Annotated in this window: 16 protein-coding genes and 1 pseudogene; 8 read left to right on the forward strand and 9 right to left on the reverse strand. The window is 39.9% G+C overall.

From position 1 onward, the window contains the following. Positions 1–161 precede the first annotated feature (161 nt). From F985_RS23655 to F985_RS23665, 3 genes are read left to right on the forward strand one after another with little or no spacing between them, the layout of a single operon-like run. The gene (locus F985_RS23655) at positions 162–839 is read left to right on the forward strand and encodes a hypothetical protein (protein WP_004705857.1); all 678 of its coding nucleotides are present in this window, start codon (positions 162–164) and stop codon (positions 837–839) included. A gap of 25 nt (positions 840–864) precedes the next feature. After that, positions 865–1,671 carry an SDR family NAD(P)-dependent oxidoreductase gene (locus F985_RS23660; RefSeq protein WP_004705858.1) on the forward strand — a complete coding sequence of 269 codons (807 nt, stop codon included), beginning with the start codon at positions 865–867 and terminating at the stop codon, positions 1,669–1,671. A gap of 53 nt (positions 1,672–1,724) precedes the next feature. After that, positions 1,725–2,159 (forward strand): nuclear transport factor 2 family protein, encoded by a 435-nt coding sequence (locus F985_RS23665; RefSeq protein ID WP_004705860.1) that lies wholly within the window; start codon positions 1,725–1,727, stop codon positions 2,157–2,159. Here F985_RS23665 and F985_RS23670 read toward each other — a convergent pair. From F985_RS23670 to F985_RS25950, 9 genes and pseudogenes are all read right to left on the reverse strand, one after another. Continuing rightward, positions 2,156–2,590, reverse strand: a complete 435-nt coding sequence (locus tag F985_RS23670) for a YbjQ family protein (protein WP_004705861.1) — start codon at positions 2,588–2,590, stop codon at positions 2,156–2,158. The genes F985_RS23665 and F985_RS23670 overlap by 4 nt on opposite strands. Before the next feature lie 7 nt (positions 2,591–2,597). Continuing rightward, positions 2,598–2,948 carry a YbjQ family protein gene (locus F985_RS23675; RefSeq protein ID WP_004705862.1) on the reverse strand — a complete coding sequence of 117 codons (351 nt, stop codon included), beginning with the start codon at positions 2,946–2,948 and terminating at the stop codon, positions 2,598–2,600. Between the two features lie 108 nt (positions 2,949–3,056). Further along, on the reverse strand, positions 3,057–4,511 hold the full coding sequence (gene adeK, locus F985_RS23680; RefSeq protein WP_004705863.1) for a multidrug efflux RND transporter outer membrane channel subunit AdeK: 1,455 nt from the start codon (positions 4,509–4,511) through the stop codon (positions 3,057–3,059). After that, positions 4,511–7,687, reverse strand: a complete 3,177-nt coding sequence (adeJ, locus tag F985_RS23685; protein ID WP_004705864.1) for a multidrug efflux RND transporter permease subunit AdeJ — start codon at positions 7,685–7,687, stop codon at positions 4,511–4,513. The genes adeK and adeJ overlap by 1 nt, the downstream gene beginning before the upstream one ends. Positions 7,688–7,699: 12 nt before the next feature. Further along, positions 7,700–8,950, reverse strand: coding sequence for a multidrug efflux RND transporter periplasmic adaptor subunit AdeI (gene adeI / locus F985_RS23690; RefSeq protein WP_004705865.1), 1,251 nt, complete (start codon positions 8,948–8,950; stop codon positions 7,700–7,702). Between the two features lie 24 nt (positions 8,951–8,974). Continuing rightward, complete coding sequence (locus F985_RS23695; RefSeq protein ID WP_004705866.1) at positions 8,975–9,601, reverse strand: phosphatase PAP2 family protein; 627 nt, start codon at positions 9,599–9,601, stop codon at positions 8,975–8,977. Positions 9,602–9,784: 183 nt separating this feature from the next. Further along, entirely contained in the window at positions 9,785–11,845 is a 2,061-nt protein-coding gene (locus tag F985_RS23700) for a site-specific recombinase (RefSeq protein WP_004705867.1), read from the reverse strand. 14 nt (positions 11,846–11,859) lie between these two features. Then, positions 11,860–12,837 carry an All-trans-nonaprenyl-diphosphate synthase gene (gene sdsA, locus F985_RS23705; RefSeq protein ID WP_004705869.1) on the reverse strand — a complete coding sequence of 326 codons (978 nt, stop codon included), beginning with the start codon at positions 12,835–12,837 and terminating at the stop codon, positions 11,860–11,862. Between the two features lie 46 nt (positions 12,838–12,883). Further along, positions 12,884–13,183: pseudogene (locus F985_RS25950) on the reverse strand (hypothetical protein). A gap of 96 nt (positions 13,184–13,279) precedes the next feature. On the opposite strand from F985_RS25950, the gene rplU reads away from it, so the two are divergent. From rplU to serS, 5 genes are all read left to right on the forward strand, one after another. Next, the gene (gene rplU, locus F985_RS23710) at positions 13,280–13,591 is read left to right on the forward strand and encodes a 50S ribosomal protein L21 (protein WP_004705870.1); all 312 of its coding nucleotides are present in this window, start codon (positions 13,280–13,282) and stop codon (positions 13,589–13,591) included. Positions 13,592–13,609: 18 nt separating this feature from the next. Then, positions 13,610–13,867, forward strand: a complete 258-nt coding sequence (gene rpmA, locus F985_RS23715) for a 50S ribosomal protein L27 (RefSeq protein WP_004705871.1) — start codon at positions 13,610–13,612, stop codon at positions 13,865–13,867. A 241-nt stretch (positions 13,868–14,108) separates the two neighbouring features. Continuing rightward, a complete protein-coding gene (gene lolA, locus F985_RS23720) occupies positions 14,109–14,804 on the forward strand; it encodes an outer membrane lipoprotein periplasmic chaperone LolA (protein ID WP_004705872.1) in 696 nt (231 codons plus the stop codon). Positions 14,805–14,936: 132 nt separating this feature from the next. Next, positions 14,937–15,725, forward strand: coding sequence for an RsiV family protein (locus F985_RS23725; protein WP_004705873.1), 789 nt, complete (start codon positions 14,937–14,939; stop codon positions 15,723–15,725). A gap of 118 nt (positions 15,726–15,843) precedes the next feature. Continuing rightward, the gene (gene serS, locus F985_RS23730) at positions 15,844–17,115 is read left to right on the forward strand and encodes a serine--tRNA ligase (protein ID WP_004705874.1); all 1,272 of its coding nucleotides are present in this window, start codon (positions 15,844–15,846) and stop codon (positions 17,113–17,115) included. Positions 17,116–17,155 lie beyond the last annotated feature (40 nt).

The raw sequence follows: 17,155 nt of genomic DNA on the forward strand, positions 1-17,155 counted from the left end.
CTATTGTAGCAAAAAAATGCCTCGAAATTAATGTGCTGAAAACAGATAAACGGTTTTGTATTTTTTTCAAAAAACGGTAGATTTATGAAGCATGGAATACAATTTAATCGTGTAGCGACACGGCACAAAAATTACAAAAGAATTGATAAGGGATGCAACTCATGAGCTATAAAGTTTTCTTAAAAATTTCCGACTCGACCTATACGCAATTTGCTGCGATTCGAGAGAAATTGCACGCTGGGATAAAAGAAAGCCAATCCAAAGTATTAGGTAATGTTCTTTCCGATTTATCTTGTGAAATTATTGAGCAAGTATTCTCGGTATTGTTGCAGGCAGAGCAAGACAACTCGGCTATGACTGAGAAACAGCGTCATGAGTCCGAGAAAGTTCTTCAACAAATTTTAGATACTTTCCGAAAGTATATGCCTTGGTCAGTCTCTTTTTTTGGTAATGAACGACTTTTACCTTTGGTTGATTATATGACCTCACTCATGAAAGAACGTGAGCAAGATGTTTATATTACATACCCCATAACCCAACAACTTGTGCAACAAGCTCAAACACTGACCGAGCAAATACGTGCAGGCAATATGCAAAGCGTAGAAGAAGCTTTTCAAACCTTGATTCAAATTGTGGATTTAGGCGTAACAAGCCTAGTACGTGAACCTAAAAAACGTTTAAAATTTAATTTGGTTGTCGATAAAACCCTAAATGGGGTCATTAATATGACAACGCATTTGGGCTATAAACGTTTGGAAAAATTGGGGACGCAGGTTGATCAGACCACAGCAACTCATTATATCAACCACTTTTTGGCCTTCATGCATCAAGCAGCATAATTTAAAAAGATAATAGGAAGTTAAAATGGCCAAACTTGATACTTTGCAAAATAAAGTGGTGTGGATTACGGGAGCATCTTCTGGATTAGGTAAAGCTTTAGCTGGTGAGTTTGCTCTGCAAGGTGCTCAAGTGATTTTAACTTCACGCCGCTTTGAAGAATTAGAAGAAGTTCGCGTTGGTTTACTCCATCCAGACCAGCATTTGTCGGTAGTTGCAGACATTACCAAGCAAGAGCAAGTTCAAGAAGCGTATGAGCAGATTTTAAAAGCCAAAGGCCGAATCGACTGGCTTATTAATAATGCGGGTTTAAGTCAACGTGCTTTGATTCAGGACACCACAATGGAAACTGAAAGAGCCATTATGGAAGTGGACTATTTCTCACAAGTCGCATTAACTAAAACTGTGCTGCCGACCATGCTCAAACAAAAGTCTGGCCGAGTTGTATTTGTCTCTAGTGTAGCAGGGCTATTAGGTACACAGTACCGTGCAAGTTATTCGGCTGCTAAGGCTGCTATTCATATGTGGGCCAACAGTTTACGTGCCGAAGTTTCAGATCAGGGCGTTGAAGTTTCTGTGATTTTCCCGGGCTTTGTAAAAACCAATGTTTCTTTTAATGCATTAAATGGTGCAGGGCAGCCTCAGGGCCATCAAGATGAAGCAATTGAAAATGGATTAGAAGCAGATTTTTTTGCAGAACAGTCAGTTAAGGCGTTAATGCAAGGGCAAGAGTATATAGTAGTGGGCGGCACGAAAGAAAAACTGGGTGTGATGGTTTCCCGTATGTCCCCGAAATTACTCTATAAAATGATTCGAAAAACAAAAGTGAAATAAAAAAGAGATTTCGCCGTGCTAAATTGATGGAAAACCCACATAGAAGGTTCGCCATGGATCAAGACTACCATCGTATCTTAGACGTTGTAACGCGTTTTCAATTGGTCTTTGACCAGAAAAATTGGGATGCGTTTGATGAGTTATTGGCCGATCAACTTGAGGTGGACTATTTCCAGTTTAGAGGAGAACCTTTATGTGTGGTGTCTTGTCATGAATTTAAAGGTTCTCGGCAACAAGCTTTGTCGCATTTACGACTACAGCACAATTTGAGTAATCCTCTTATTCGGATTGAACAAGACCGAGCATGGCTAGAGTGTAATTATCAAATTTACCGTTTTTCGGAAAATGATTATTTTCATTCTTTTGGTCGCTATTATTTTACTTTGGCAAAACAACAGGACAAATGGAAAATTACCGGAATTTGCCAACACTTAACTAAAAATATTGGCAATCCACGTATTCACTTTTCTGCTATGGGGCAGTGCTAGTCTCTGACTGCTGTACCATAAGCGAAAACCTCAACCATTCCGCCTTGCATACCGAGTTCGGTTGTACTCAGCCGAACTCCCATAATATGGTTCGCACCTACACTATGTGCTTGTTGTTTTAAACGAATAATCGCTTCGCGACGAGCACGCTCAACAATACTTTCATAACTGCTAAGACGACCACCTAAAACGTTTTTTATAGAAGCCAGTACATATTTAAAATAGTCATGTGAAATGACTACATTACTGCTAATAAAATGACCTAACTGATCACTTGTTGCAAAACGGTTGGTATCAATTCTGATATGGGCAAATTGTTGCTCTTTTTCTAGAAGTTCATTCAAATGCTTTCGCTCAATATGGCGGCCAAAAGCCCATCCAATGCTAAAAAGAATAAGGAAAACAACAAGCTGAAAAATAAGATTGTCCATTTTCTACCTATACTTTAAATGGATCTGGTAGATGTGGAGTTTGAGGTTGCACAACGACTGCTGTGCCATATACAAATAGCTCGGAAGCGCCTTGGGCGATGTTTGAAGTTGAAAAACGAATACCAACAATTGCATTCGCACCAAGCTGTTGGGCTTTGGCAATCATACGATCCATGGCTTCTTGGCGGGATTCTTCTAAAAGTTCGGTGTAGCCTGTAAGTTCACCACCCACAATATTTTTTAAACTTGCCATGAGGTCACGGCCCACATGTTTGCTACGAACAGTGCTTCCATACACAACATCGAGTTGTTTTAAAATTTGATGGCCTGGAACGTTTTCTAAATTACTTAATAACATTGTTTTTTATCAATCGACATTTTTAAAGATTCAAGATAGAAAATATTCAGATGAGTTGCAATAAAAAAGCCCACCGAAGTGAGCTTTTATGAAAATCAGATTTAAAGCTTATTGTTTTTTCAGTTCAGCACTTGATGGTTGATGTACCACTGTATCTGAAGAGTTTGATTTTAAACCACCACCTAGAGTTTTATATAACTCGATTTGGTTGTTTAAGTTTGCTTGTTGAAGCAATAACAAACCTTGTTCTGCTGAATAAGATGAACGCTGTGCATCAAGAACAGTCAGGTAACTATCAATACCAGCACGGAAGCGAGCATTTGAAAGTGTGTAGTTGCGGTTAGTTGCTTCTACCAAACGTTGTTGTGCTGTTAAACGGTCACCAATGTTGGCACGTGTAGCAAGTGCATCATTCACTTCGCGGAACGCAGATTGAACTGATTTTTCATAATTAGACAATGCAATTTTCTGATCAGTTTCAGAAATTTTTACATTGGCACGACGAGTGCCCCAGTCAAAGATTGGTAAATCTAAACTTGGGCCAATTGACCATGCAAAACCACCGGACTTAAATAGATCACTTAAGTCAGTTGATGCATAACCAGCTGAACCCGTTAAGCTAATGGTTGGGAATAAACGTGCTTTTGCAGCACCAATATTCGCACCCGCAGCGCTTAAGTTATATTCAGCCGCTTTTACATCTGGACGGTTGTTAAGTAAGTCACTTGGTAAACCAGCAGTGAATACATTTTGCTGAGCAACACGTTTTACTGGTTGTGTAGGCAACAAGTTTTGTGCAACTGGTTGACCCACAAGTAAGTTCAACAAGTTTTGTGCTTGGGCAATCTGTGTTTTGTAGTTTGCTACGTCATTACGTGCAGTTTCTACAGAAATCTGTGCCTGACGTAATGGAACTTCACTGTCGATACCTACATCAAAACGTTTTTTGTTGAGATTGTAAGAGTCTTGCTGTGCTTTAAGTGTTTGCTCTGCAAGTCGTAAGTTTGCTGTTGCAAACGAATAATTTAACCATGCTTGAGCAACTTCGCTAATAAGACTGATTTGAGTCGAATCGCGAGCACTTTGAGTTGAAAGATAACTATCTAAAGCAGCATCTTTTAGACTACGAACACGACCCCAAAAATCAAGCTCGTAAGCAGTTACACCCAAACCTACTTGATAAGTAGAGTAGGGGTTATTTGGATTACTGCTTGGAGTAACTTGACGAATCGCACTAGCGCTTGCACCAATAGTTGGAAGCTGATTGTTCTTTGTAATCTGATATTGCTCTTGAGCACGTTCAATATTGAGCGTTGCTGTACGCAAGTCACGGTTGTTGGCAAGAGCCAAGTCAATCACTTCGAGCAAACGAGGATCAGCAAAGAACTGCTTATAACCTTGTTCAGCAATAGACGTACCAGAAGCGCTGTTATATGCATAGCTTTGTGGTATATCGGTTTTCACGACTGGTTCTGGGCCGCGCATGCTTTGACAAGCTGCCAAAGCAAGCGCAAGTGCAGATACCGCAATGCTACGACCTGAAATAGACCATACTTTTTGCATCACGATTTATGCTCCTGAGTGTTTATGGTTTTTGGTTTGTACTTAAAGATACTACGAATCCACACATAGAATACAGGGATAAAGAAGATACCTAAGAACGTTGCACTGAGTACGCCACCAAGTACACCAAAGCCTACAGAGTGTTGACTTCCTGCACCAGCACCTGTTGAAAGAGCAAGTGGAAGTACACCGAAACCGAAGGCAAGGGTCGTCATGATAATTGGGCGTAAACGCATTTTTGCAGCATGTAAAGTTGCATCAAGCAAGTCTTCACCTTTCTCTTGCAGCTCTTTTGCGAACTCGACAATCAAGATCGCATTTTTTGCAGAAAGACCGATCACCGCAATAATTGCTACTTGGAAGTAAATGTTATTTGAGAGATTTGGATCTCCTTTAATAATCATACCCAAGTAAGTCAATACGATCGCACCAATGACACCAAGTGGTACCACCAGTAAAACCGAGAATGGAATTGACCAGCTTTCATACAATGCTGCTAAGCAAAGGAATACGATTAACAATGAAAGCGCATATAAGAATGGAGCTTGAGCACCAGACTCACGTTCTTCAAGTGATAAACCTGTCCATTCATAGTCGAAACCTTGTAAGCCCATAGATGGTAACTTACCAATAATTTCTTCCATTGCTTTCATGGCATCACCAGAGCTCACGCCAGTTGCAGGAGTACCTTGAATGTTGACCGATGATACGCCGTTATAACGTTCAAGACGAGGAGAACCATAAGTCCATTCACCAGTAGCAAATGCAGAGAATGGAACCATTTCACCTTTGTTATTACGTACATACCACTTGTTTAAGTCTTCAGGCATCATACGGCTACCCGCATCACCTTGAACATAAACTTTTTTCACACGGCCACGGTCAACGAAGTCGTTAATGTATGCACCACCCCATGCAATACGCATTGTATTGTTGATGTCAGCAATGCTCACACCCATTGCGCCAGCTTGAGCCTGATCTACATTAATTTGATACTGAGGTGTATCTTCCTGACCATTCGGACGCACACCCATAAGGCGTTTATCTTGTGATGCAAGACCTAAAATCGTGTTACGAGCGGCGATCAGTTTCTCATGGCCTTGACCACTTGAATCTTTAAGCTGTAAGTTAAATCCGGCAGTTACACCCAATTCAGGCATCGCTGGTAGTTGTAATGGCATGATATAAGATGCGTCTTTAACGATCATATTTAATGCCATACCACGTTTAATTAATGCACCGATTTGAGTTTCTGGTGATGTACGCTTGCTCCAGTCTTTTAACTTAATAAATCCAATACCAGCATTTTGACCCACACCTGTGAATGAGAAACCAGAAACGGCAAAGACAGACTCAACAGTGTCTTTTTCATTCATAAAGAAGTTTGTCATGGTATCAATCACTTTACCTGTGCGGTCAAGCGTTGCATTAGGAGGTAGTTGAACAAGTGTCATTACAACGCCCTGATCTTCTTCTGGTAAGAATGAAGATGGGAGTTTTTGGAACAGGAATACTAAAAGGGCAACTACAACAGCATAAAGAATGCCAGAGAAGATTTTGCCTTTAAGCATGCGACTAACACCATTTTGGTAGCTATGCGACATGCGGTCAAAACCATTGTTAAAGCTTCTAAAGAAACGAGCAAAGATATTATTGCTTGGTTCTTTGTTCGGATCATGCTGTTTTAAAATAGTTGCACAAAGTGCAGGGGTGAATGTTAACGCTACAATTAGCGATAGAACCATTGCTGTTACAAGGGTAATCGAGAATTGACGGTAAATTACACCCGTTGTACCACCAAAGAAGGCCATTGGTACGAATACCGCTGTCAATACACTGGTAATACCCACTAACGCACCAGAAATCTGCTGCATTGAACGAGAAGTTGCCGTAACCGGATCGGTATGGTCTTCGCTCATTACACGTTCAACGTTTTCGACTACAACAATGGCGTCATCGACCAGAAGACCGATTGCCAATACCATAGCAAACATGGTTAAAGTGTTAATCGAGAAACCGAAAATATTAATAACAGCAAATGTTCCTAATACAACTACTGGAACTGCAAGCGTTGGAATAATCGTTGCGCGCCAGTTTTGTAAAAATAGGAACATGACGATGAATACCAAAATCACAGCTTCAATTAATGTGTGTACTACACTTTCAATTGAAAGACGGATGAATGGAGTCGTGTCATAAGCCAACTTATCAGCAAGACCTGCTGGATAGTTCTTACGTAATTCAGATAAACGTTGTTCAACAGCAGCAGCTGTATCTAGTGCGTTAGCACCGGTTGCAATTTTAATTGCAAGACCGCCTGCTGGTTTACCATTAAATTTTGAGTCGAACTGGTAGTTATCAGAACCTAACTCTACGCGAGCAACATCTTTTAAACGAACTTCAGCACCAGATGCTGTGTTCTTTAAGAAGATATTTTTAAACTGCTCAGGAGTCTGTAACAAGCTTTGTGCGTTTACTGTTGCGTTAAGTACTTGACCTTGTACGGCAGGTGCGCCACCTAACTGACCTACAGCAACTTGCGAATTTTGTGCTTGTAACGCAGTCGCAATATCAGTTGGAGTGAGTTGATAACTTGTTAGTTTGGCCGGATCAAGCCAAATACGCATTGCGTATGAACCACCAAATACTTGTACCTCACCAACACCAGCAACACGGCTAAGCGGTTCTTTAATTGTCGAGTTTACATAGTCTTTAATGTCTGAGTCTGAAAGGCTGTTATCTGGTGAGTAAAATGCAATAACTTGCAAGAAGCTGGCACCAGATTTAGTAACAGTTACACCTTGACGTTGTACATCTTCAGGTAGAAGAGCAGTTGCAGATTGCAATTTGTTTTGAACCTGAACTTGTGCAATATCAGGGTCAACCCCTTGCTCAAAGTTTAACTGAATAGATGCCTGACCATTACCAGCACTGTTAGATGAAATATAGCGTAAGCCATCAAGACCATTCATTTGTTGTTCAATGATCTGGGTTACGGTATTTTCAACGGTTTCAGCCGATGCACCAGGGTAAGTCGCAGCAATCGTGACAGTCGGTGGTGCAATCGTTGGATACTGTGCAATAGGCATTTTTGTTAGCGTGAGAATACCCGCCAACATAATGACTAATGCAATCACCCACGCAAAGATGGGGCGATGAATAAAAAATTGTGCCATTCAATCTACCCCTTATGCATTTGAAGCTGCTTTCTGTTCTGCTTGAGGTTTACCTGATTGAGCCGGTTTAGCAGCATTTGGTGCTGCACCTTGAGGATTTGCTGGTTGAGCTTGATAAGGTTTTGCCGATACTTCTTGCCCTTCTTTAACTTTGGCAACACCATCAACAATGACTTTATCACCGGCTTTTAAGCCGTTTGTCACAATCCAGTTTTGTCCTTGAACACCTGAGGTTTCAACAGGACGACTCTCAACAGCCCCTTTAGCATTAACAAGCATTGCTACAGCTTGACCTGTAGGTAGACGTGTAATGGCTGCTTGTGGGATCAGATAAGCATTTGGAACAACACCCTGAACAATTTGTGCAGTGGTATACATACCCGGAAGTAACAGATGATTCGGGTTAGAGAATACGGCACGTAATGTAATTGTTCCTGTATCTTGGTTTACAGAAGCATCAGAGAAAGCAAGCTGGCCTTCGATTGGGTAGGTAGAACCATCTTCAAGCTTTAATTTTACTTTCGTGTTGTTACTATTATTCAGACTGCCTTTACTCAATTGTTGACGTAAACGCAATAATTCAGCACTAGACTGATTAATATCAACATAGATTGGATCTAACTGTTGAATTGTCACTAACGGATCAGTCTGATTTGCAGTAACCAAAGCACCAGCTGTTACTGTCGAACGTCCAGATTGCCCAGAAATAGGAGAGCGAATTGTAGAATAACCAAGATCTACATTTGCATTTGTTACTTGAGCCTTAGCTGCAGCAACTTGTGCTTCTGCAACATTAACTTGACCAAGTAAATCATCATATTCCTGTTTAGACACAGCATTACTAGAAACAAGTTGTTTGTAACGATTTAACTTGGTACGTAGTGAAGCTAGATTTGCCTGTTGTTGTAGGAGAGATGCTTTTGCATTTTCTAACGTTGCGCGGTTCGTTCTAGAGTCAAGCTCATACAGTGCCTGACCTTCACGAACGTAGCTTCCTTCAGCAAATAAACGTTTTAAAATCACGCCACTTGTTTGAGGGCGAACTTCAGAAATTTGATATGCTGAAGTACGGCCTGAAAGCTCAACGCTTTGTTCAACACTTTGTGGTTGAGCAACAATAACACCTACTTCTGCAGGCGGCATTTTCTGAGCAGCAGCAGCTTGCTGTTTCTCATCGGAGCCTTTGCTACAACCAACAAGTGCGATACTTGTTGCTAATGCGCAAGCAGTAAGGGCTGGTGCCCAAAGCTTAGCCGACATCATTGTTCCACCTCGTTTAGATAAAATCTAAAAATATATTTGTTTTCTACTTAACCTACTTTGTGTTTGTAATAACCAGAGCCAAAGCAGTGCAATCCAAATAAAACCAATGCCCCAACCAGCGAGTACATCTGTTGGGAAATGAACTCCTGCATATATTCTTGAAAGCCCCATACACACAAACCAAAGACAGGAGATCAAAACAATATAAGGAGAGTTAGTGTTGTGCTTATGGCATAACATAATCATTGCCAGACAAGCCAGTGTTGATGCATAAACACTGTGTGCACTTGGGAACGATGCACCGTAACTTTCAACAATATGATATGCCGCAGGAGGTCTAGGCCGGTTAACACACCATTTGAGCAGCCAACCAATGGTGATACTGCCGATAACTCCCAAGCTAATGAAAATAACAGTAATAAATTTTTTATACCATGCTAAATATACACATACTAGAAAGGATAAAAAACATACAAAAGGCATGCCGCCTACGCGTGCAAGAAAGGTAGTTATACTATTAAGATAATCTAAACGATGATGACTCAATGTTTGAACGGTGAGCAAGTCCAAAGATTGAAGACTTGGTACAAAAAGACCAAGAACACCTAATCCTAAAAAAACACAACCAATACAAAGCAATAGATAGGGCATAAACACACCTTTGCTCATTCATATAGTTTTTTCACTATTGAACGCCGTTGAAAGTGTACTTGCCAGTACACTTTTTTTCAAGCCTGATAGATCATCGTAAATTCATTTTGAAATTTTTTTAACATTTGGAAAAACAATCACAACAAAATTGACGAAATTCACATTTTATGTACAAAGCAAAACTCAGTGTTCTGCTTTTTTACCGCTACTGGCTTGTGTATTTTCTTCGAGTTCTAGTGGCTGTTTGGGTGGCCAAAAGAAATCGCTTGGATGTGTAAGAAAATGGGTCATGACTAGTTTGGCTAAAGGTTTCCATTGTTCAAAGCGAACTCGGCGTGCGCGTAGGGCTACAATAATCGTTAAGGTGAAACTTACGAATAAGTTGGTGAGGCCGATACAGAGCACACCTAAAAACGAAACTATAATCAAACCAATATCAGGGCTACCATTAATGGTCATTAAACCTTGTATGAAGTTCGCTGAAGCAAAGGCAATATGTCGAATATCAAGAGGTAGACCAAGGATGAAACCTATGGTTCCCATACTTCCTAGCATGACACCAAATAGAAAGTTACCCGCAAGTGCACCTAAGTTACGTTCAATATATTCAGCAAAACGATTAAGACGTTCTTGTCCAAATAAACTGCGTAGTCGGCGATGAGCTTTTAAACGTGGTCCAACTTTTCTATAAACAGCCATATTATCGAAATAGCCTGCAATCAGACCCGACAAGAACAAACACACACCTGCAATTGCTGCATGTGGAACTGCTAACGACGTAAAAGGATTTAAGCTATGTAATAAATAGGTTGCTTTGGTATGGGTTAATAAAGGCTCATCTAGGTAAAACTGCCAAGCAAAAGTAATGAGCGCGGCAGTAGGAATCGCAATTGAGATGTTACCCAAAATAGCAATAAACTGAGTTCGAATAATATTGATAATAAGTGCTGCTAATTCTGCAATTTGTGCAGTTTTAGAGCCTTTACGCTGCTGTACAGTTGCAGCGAGTGCAGCAGCGGTCATTGCTGGCTGTTTTGTTGCAACGGTAAAGTGCAGTACGTGAATCAGAATAAAACCAAGTGAATAGTTCATACTGAACGTAAAGGCTTGCATGAGCGGTGCCATTGTCATTCGTGCAGCAAGAATCTTTAATGTTGCCATACAGGCAATAATGACACCTGCACCAGCAGCAGCTTTGTACATTCCCCAAAAGCCTTTAGTGTCTGTACTTACATAATGTTCACCGGTACGGCTCGCATTTTCTGTAACCTGAAACGCGATGAGTTCACTGGTGGTGCTTAATAAAGAGCGAACACTTTTTTCACTATAATGGGCTTTAGTTAAGTCCGAAATTAGGTTTCCTAAAGAAACGTAGCGTCCTTCACTGTCGTCTACAACTAGATAAAGTAATAATTCAATTCGGTCTAAACACTGCTCAAGCAAAGACAATAAATAAGTCAAACTTAAACTAACACCGATTCTTTTGGTGGCTCGACGTATTTTTAAAACAACATCTCGACATTGTTCTAACATTACAAAGGCTTGAGAAGCATCTGGAGGTACTGTTACGACAGTATCATGTTGAGAAATATCTTGTTTTTTATATTTTTCGATAAACTCAATAATTTCGCGGTTTTGTACCAAAAAAGGTGATTCGTATTCAGTTAGTTCTGGTTGAGCATTAATAAACTCGGGATAAAGACCAATACCGCTAATCCGATAAGACAAGACGGTAATAGCCTTAATCATCTCTCGTTGAATAGCGTGTTTTTCATCGACGTTACTATTACTTTGTCCAATAAGTCCGAATAATGTTGCCCAATTTTTATCATCAATATGATTCAACCAGATTGAATCACTTTCTAAATAAAAAATTTTCCCAATCAAAATTTTGAGTTGACTTGAATCTTCAATAAGTGGCAGGAAATGGCCACCGAGTCTTTGCCCAAGCTGATTCCAGAAACCATCTAAAGACAGAATTCCGCTATCTGCATATAAGCTCACTTGCTTATATTGATTAATTAAACGTAATAAAAAGGATTGTAAGAGAGCTGAAGCGGTAGGGGTAAGTAAAAGGCTGTCAATAAATGCTTGTATTTTTTGTTGTATCTCCTCCGTACCGTGAGGATCGGATGGCCGTAAAGCATTGACTAAATCAATAAGTATATTTTCATCAATAACAGCTTGAGGATTTTCAAGCTGTTTCTGGATTTTTAAAAAATGATCTGAAAAATTTATATGCATAGGCAAAATAGTATCTACTGTATTCGATGTAATGCAAGCCGAGTTAAATTCATCAATGCCTGACGATAAGGTGTATCAGGTAAGATAGATAAGGCTTGCAGTGCTGCTTCTGTTTCTTCTTGGGCACGACGCTGGCAATAATCTAAAGCGCCAGACTTTTGCACAATTTCAATGACTTTTGATAATTGATCAACTCCACCAGTCGCAATACTACGACGAATAATGGCGTGTTCTTCACCTGTTGAATGTGCTAATGCTGAAATTAACGGTAAAGTAGGTTTACCTTCCATCAAATCATCACCAATATTTTTACCTAATGTTTCAGCATCCGACGTGTAGTCTAAAATATCGTCAATAATTTGGAATGCATTTCCGAAGTGACCTGCAAATAATCTTAAAGATTCGCGGTAGGCTTCTTGGCCCGCCAAAATAGCAGCACCTTCAGTTGCAAGTTCAAATAAACGAGAAGTTTTACCGTGAATAATTTTTAAATATGTTTCTTCAGTTGTATCGGGTTGATGCTGAGATTGAAGCTGTAATACTTCACCTTCTGCAATTTCACATGTACCTGTTGAGAAGTCTTTTAATAAGGTCATGTTGTTTAAGTCGACCAATAGATCAAAAGCGCGAGCAATAAGGAAATCACCCACTAACACGGCAGTTTGGTTGTTCCAAGTCGCATTGGCAGTAGGACGGCCACGTCGAAGCCCCGATTCATCGACCACATCATCATGCACTAAAGTTGCTGTATGGAGCATTTCAATAATGGCTGCCAGACGCTGTGCATTTTGCATATTGTCGAGGCCACAAGCGCGTGCTGCAAGTAGACACATGATTGGGCGCATACGTTTGCCGCCAGCTTCAACAACATGTTTACTTACCGACATGACCAAGCCGACTTTTGAGCTAATTCCTTCATTAATCAAGTGATCCATCGCAGCAAAGTCTGTAGCAACAGGAGCGAGAATGTCTTGCTTAAAATCGATGACCATATGAAGAAAAACCCCGTATAGGTAATAATTGGCGTTAGTGTATCAATTAAAAGTGCATTAAACAGGGAAACAAGCAATTGATATTCATCATTGTATATTCATGAAGAGTTCTTTGTTCTTTATTTCGGCAAAACGATGTGTTTCCGACAAAACAATAAATTTTAATAACGTCAACATGAATACAGCTTGTTCTTGTTGCAAGTTGTGATTGGAACTTTATTTTAAATTCTATTCAGAATCAATGAAAAGTACTAAATTCGAATCGAAGCTGTTTTTATTGTGTAAGAATAACCACCTCTAGTTGTATAGATAAAGATAAAGCACTTGTCGTTTGATCAAATTTCACTTAAAATCTGTCGCCTTGTATAACCCCAGTGGCGTTCGTTTTAAGATCGATATATCCCTTTATCGACACGACGACACGGGCTGATTGGAGTACATTATGTACGCAGTAATCCAAAGCGGTGGTAAACAGCACCGTGTAGTTGAGGGTGAAACCCTTAAAGTTGAATTATTGAAAGCTGAGTCTGGCGCAACTATTACATTTGATGATGTATTAATGGTTGTAAATGGTGACAGCATTCAAATCGGTGCTCCAGTTGTAGCTGGCGCTAAAGTAACTGCAGAAGTGATTGGTCATGGTCGTCACGACAAAATCCGCATTATCAAAATGCGTCGTCGTAAACACTACCGTAAGCAACAAGGTCACCGTCAATGGTTCACTGAGTTGAAAATTACTGGTATTTCAGGCTAATCACGAGGAGTAAGAGACATGGCAACTAAAAAAGCCGGTGGATCGACGAAGAACGGTCGTGATTCAAACCCAAAAATGTTAGGTGTTAAAGTTTACGGTGGTCAAACTGTAACTGCTGGTAACATCATCGTTCGTCAACGTGGTACTGAATTCCACGCTGGTGCAAATGTTGGTATGGGCCGTGACCATACTTTATTTGCTACTGCTGACGGCGTAGTAAAATTCGAAGTGAAAGGTCAATTTGGCCGTCGCTACGTAAAAGTTGAAGCTGTTTAAGTTTTAGCTTTAAAAAAAGCCCACATTTTGTGGGCTTTTTTTATGGAACTTCATTAATTTTATCTTCATCATGATGAATGAAATTCTACAAACAATATGAATAACATAACAAAATATCTTATTTTCTCAATGATTAGCACTGAGTTTGTCGGTTAATATGGGTCATGAAATGAAGAGCTTATTCTGCTTGTTCTAATCAAAGCTTAATAGGTTATCTTACAGCAACTAAAAAGGTGATGACATGAATATGCTTCGTAAAACTATGTGTGCTATTACACTCAGCGCGTCAGTGCTTGCTCCTGTAATGAGTACTACAGCGTTCGCTGCACCAGTAGCAGCACCGGAGCAACAGGCAATTGGGAACTTGGTAAATCAGTTGTCAGGATTACAACGTTTAACTGCCGATTTTGAGCAAACAACGAAATCTAATACAAAAACTATGGTACAGAAAAAAGGTTTAGGTGCTCAGCATATGAACCAGACGTTTAAGGGGTCTATGAAGGTCGAACGTCCAGGGAAATTTTATTGGGAAACTGTGAGCCCGTCTAAACAGACTATTGTAACTAGTGGTAAAACAGTCTGGATTTATGATCCTGATTTACAACAAGCCGTACGTCAAAGCTTAGATTCACAAGTAGCCGATACACCAGCTTTATTGCTCTCTGGTAATACTAATCAAATCATGAAGTCTTATCGAGTGACTCAGCCAGATAAGTCTAAGTTATACTTCACTTTATTCCCTAAAAAAGAAGATGGCGCTTTTCAAAGTTTAACGATTAGTTTTGGTGCAAACAAAGCACCTACGTTAATGGTGCTACAAGATTCTTTAGGTCAAACCACTTACGTGAAATTTAATAATGTGAAAGTGAATGCTTCAATTCCAGCTTCTACTTTTAATTTTACGCCTCCTAAAGGCACCGATATTATTGATCAATAATTATTCTGACTCTTTAAGAAAGCCACCATTTCAGGTGGCTTTCTTTTTATATATCAACCCTAGATACATTTTTTAACCCCGTCTTATTCTTACGCTTTGTATAGTGATAAAAGAGAATATACGGGGATTAACATGCGACTTTACGACAAGAAAATTATTTTCATTCTTCCTATAGTAGCTGCCATGGTGGCAGTAAGTGGCTGTCAGCCAAAATCTGCAGCTAAAGATGAGCAACCCGCATCTAGTGCTTCAGTAAAAGAGCAAAAACAAGCAGAAGTTCCTGTTATTCAGGCAAAAGTAATTCCAGTAAAATTACCAAAGTCTAAAGTTTGCCTTGAAGATGGCTGTACTGAATATGATTTCCAGACAGTACAAACGAATGAAAAATGGATTAATGATTATTTTACGAACCGTATAAAAAAGGCAGACCCGAATGCTTTTGCAAACTTGGCTGATAAACCTGTTGAAGTACCAGAGGGAGAGCCTCGTTCAAGTCAAAGTGCAATTTATGTTCGTTATTTAGGACAAAATTATAATCTTGCAACCTTTGCCTTACAGACATACTCATACTCCGCAGGTGCAGCACATGGCATGTCACATCAAGAATTTGTAAATTTCGATTTATTAAATAAAAAGCACATTACTGTTGCTGAGCTTATTAAGCCAGATGTAGAAAAACAACTTGTTGATGCACTTTTTGATGCGAATATCAACTGGCTTCAAGACCACAATATTACCCGTGAAAAACTACAGTTAAGTGATAATTACTACTATGGTGCCAATGGGATTGTTTTTGTTTATCCAGTTTATGAATTGGCTTCTTATGCAGAGGGTATGACTGAATTAACACTGCCGTATTTTGAGGCAGCTAAGTTCATTAAACCTGAGTATTTACCAAGTGTGCCAAACTACAACATGTAAAATATGTGGTCTCTTCTCGGAATTGTGTGAAAGCTATTCGATATGAAGATGATCACTATATTTTTTAGTGCTAAGGGCTTACACTATAGCCAGTTTTTTACCCATATTATGATTAATTATGATCGACCCTAAGTTACTCAGAAATAATATTGAAGTCGTTAATGCAGCTTTGGCAAAACGTGGTGTTCAGCTAGATGTCCAAGAATGGGCATCTTTAGAAACTCGCCGTAAAGACTTGCAATCAAAAACTGAAAAGTTACAGGCAGAGCGAAATGCCGGTGCTAAACAAGTGGGTCAGATTAAAAAATCCGGTGGCGATGCTTCTGAAATCATGGCACGTATGCAGGCCATTGGTGATGAGATTAAAGCTGCTGAAGTTGCTTTATCAGAACTACAAAATGAGATTGAGCAAAAAGCACTAAGCATTCCAAACTTACCAGATGAATCTGTTCCAGTTGGTAAAGATGAAAGTGATAACGTTGAAATCTCAAAATGGGGTACACCTCGTCAGTTCGATTTTGAAATCAAAGATCATACTGATTTAGGCGAGTGGATGGGCGGCCTAGAGTTTGAAACTGCGACCAAACTTACCGGTTCACGTTTCAGCGTGTTGAAGGGGCCTTTAGCGCGTCTACAACGTGCTTTAACTCAGTTCATGCTTGATACCCATACTTTAAAGAATGGCTATACTGAAGCTTACGTGCCTTATTTGGTTAATGCTGACTCACTTCGTGGGACAGGACAATTACCAAAATTTGAAGAAGATTTATTTAAACTTCAAGGCGAAAAAGAATACTACCTTATTCCTACAGCTGAAGTTCCTGTCACAAATTTTGTTCGCGACGAAATCATTGATGCAGACCGTTTACCACTAAAATATGCAGCGCATACACCATGTTTCCGTAGTGAAGCTGGTTCTTATGGACGTGATACACGTGGCTTAATCCGTCAGCACCAATTTGATAAAGTTGAAATGGTGCAAATCGTTAAACCTGAAACATCTATGCAGGCACTTGAAGAACTCACTGCACATGCCGAGGGTATTTTGCAGGCACTTGGTTTGCCATACCGCAAAATTTTGCTCTGTGGTGGTGATATGGGCTTTGGTGCGATGAAAACTTACGACTTAGAAGTATGGGTTCCAAGCCAAAATACATATCGTGAGATTTCAAGCTGCTCTAATATGGGGGATTTCCAAGCACGTCGTATGAAAGCGCGCTTCCGTATGGATCAGAAGAAGACTGAATTAGTGCATACGCTAAACGGCTCAGGTCTTGCAGTAGGACGTACTTTGCTTGCAGTTATGGAAAATTACCAACGTGAAGACGGCTCAATTGAGATTCCAGAAGTATTACGCCCATATATGGGTGGTGTAACGTTTATTGACTAAACTTTGCATCTAAATTGTGCACGTTTTTTGCTTAAACATA

The sequence above is a fragment of the Acinetobacter seifertii genome (assembly GCF_000368065.1).
GTDB lineage: Bacteria > Pseudomonadota > Gammaproteobacteria > Pseudomonadales > Moraxellaceae > Acinetobacter > Acinetobacter seifertii.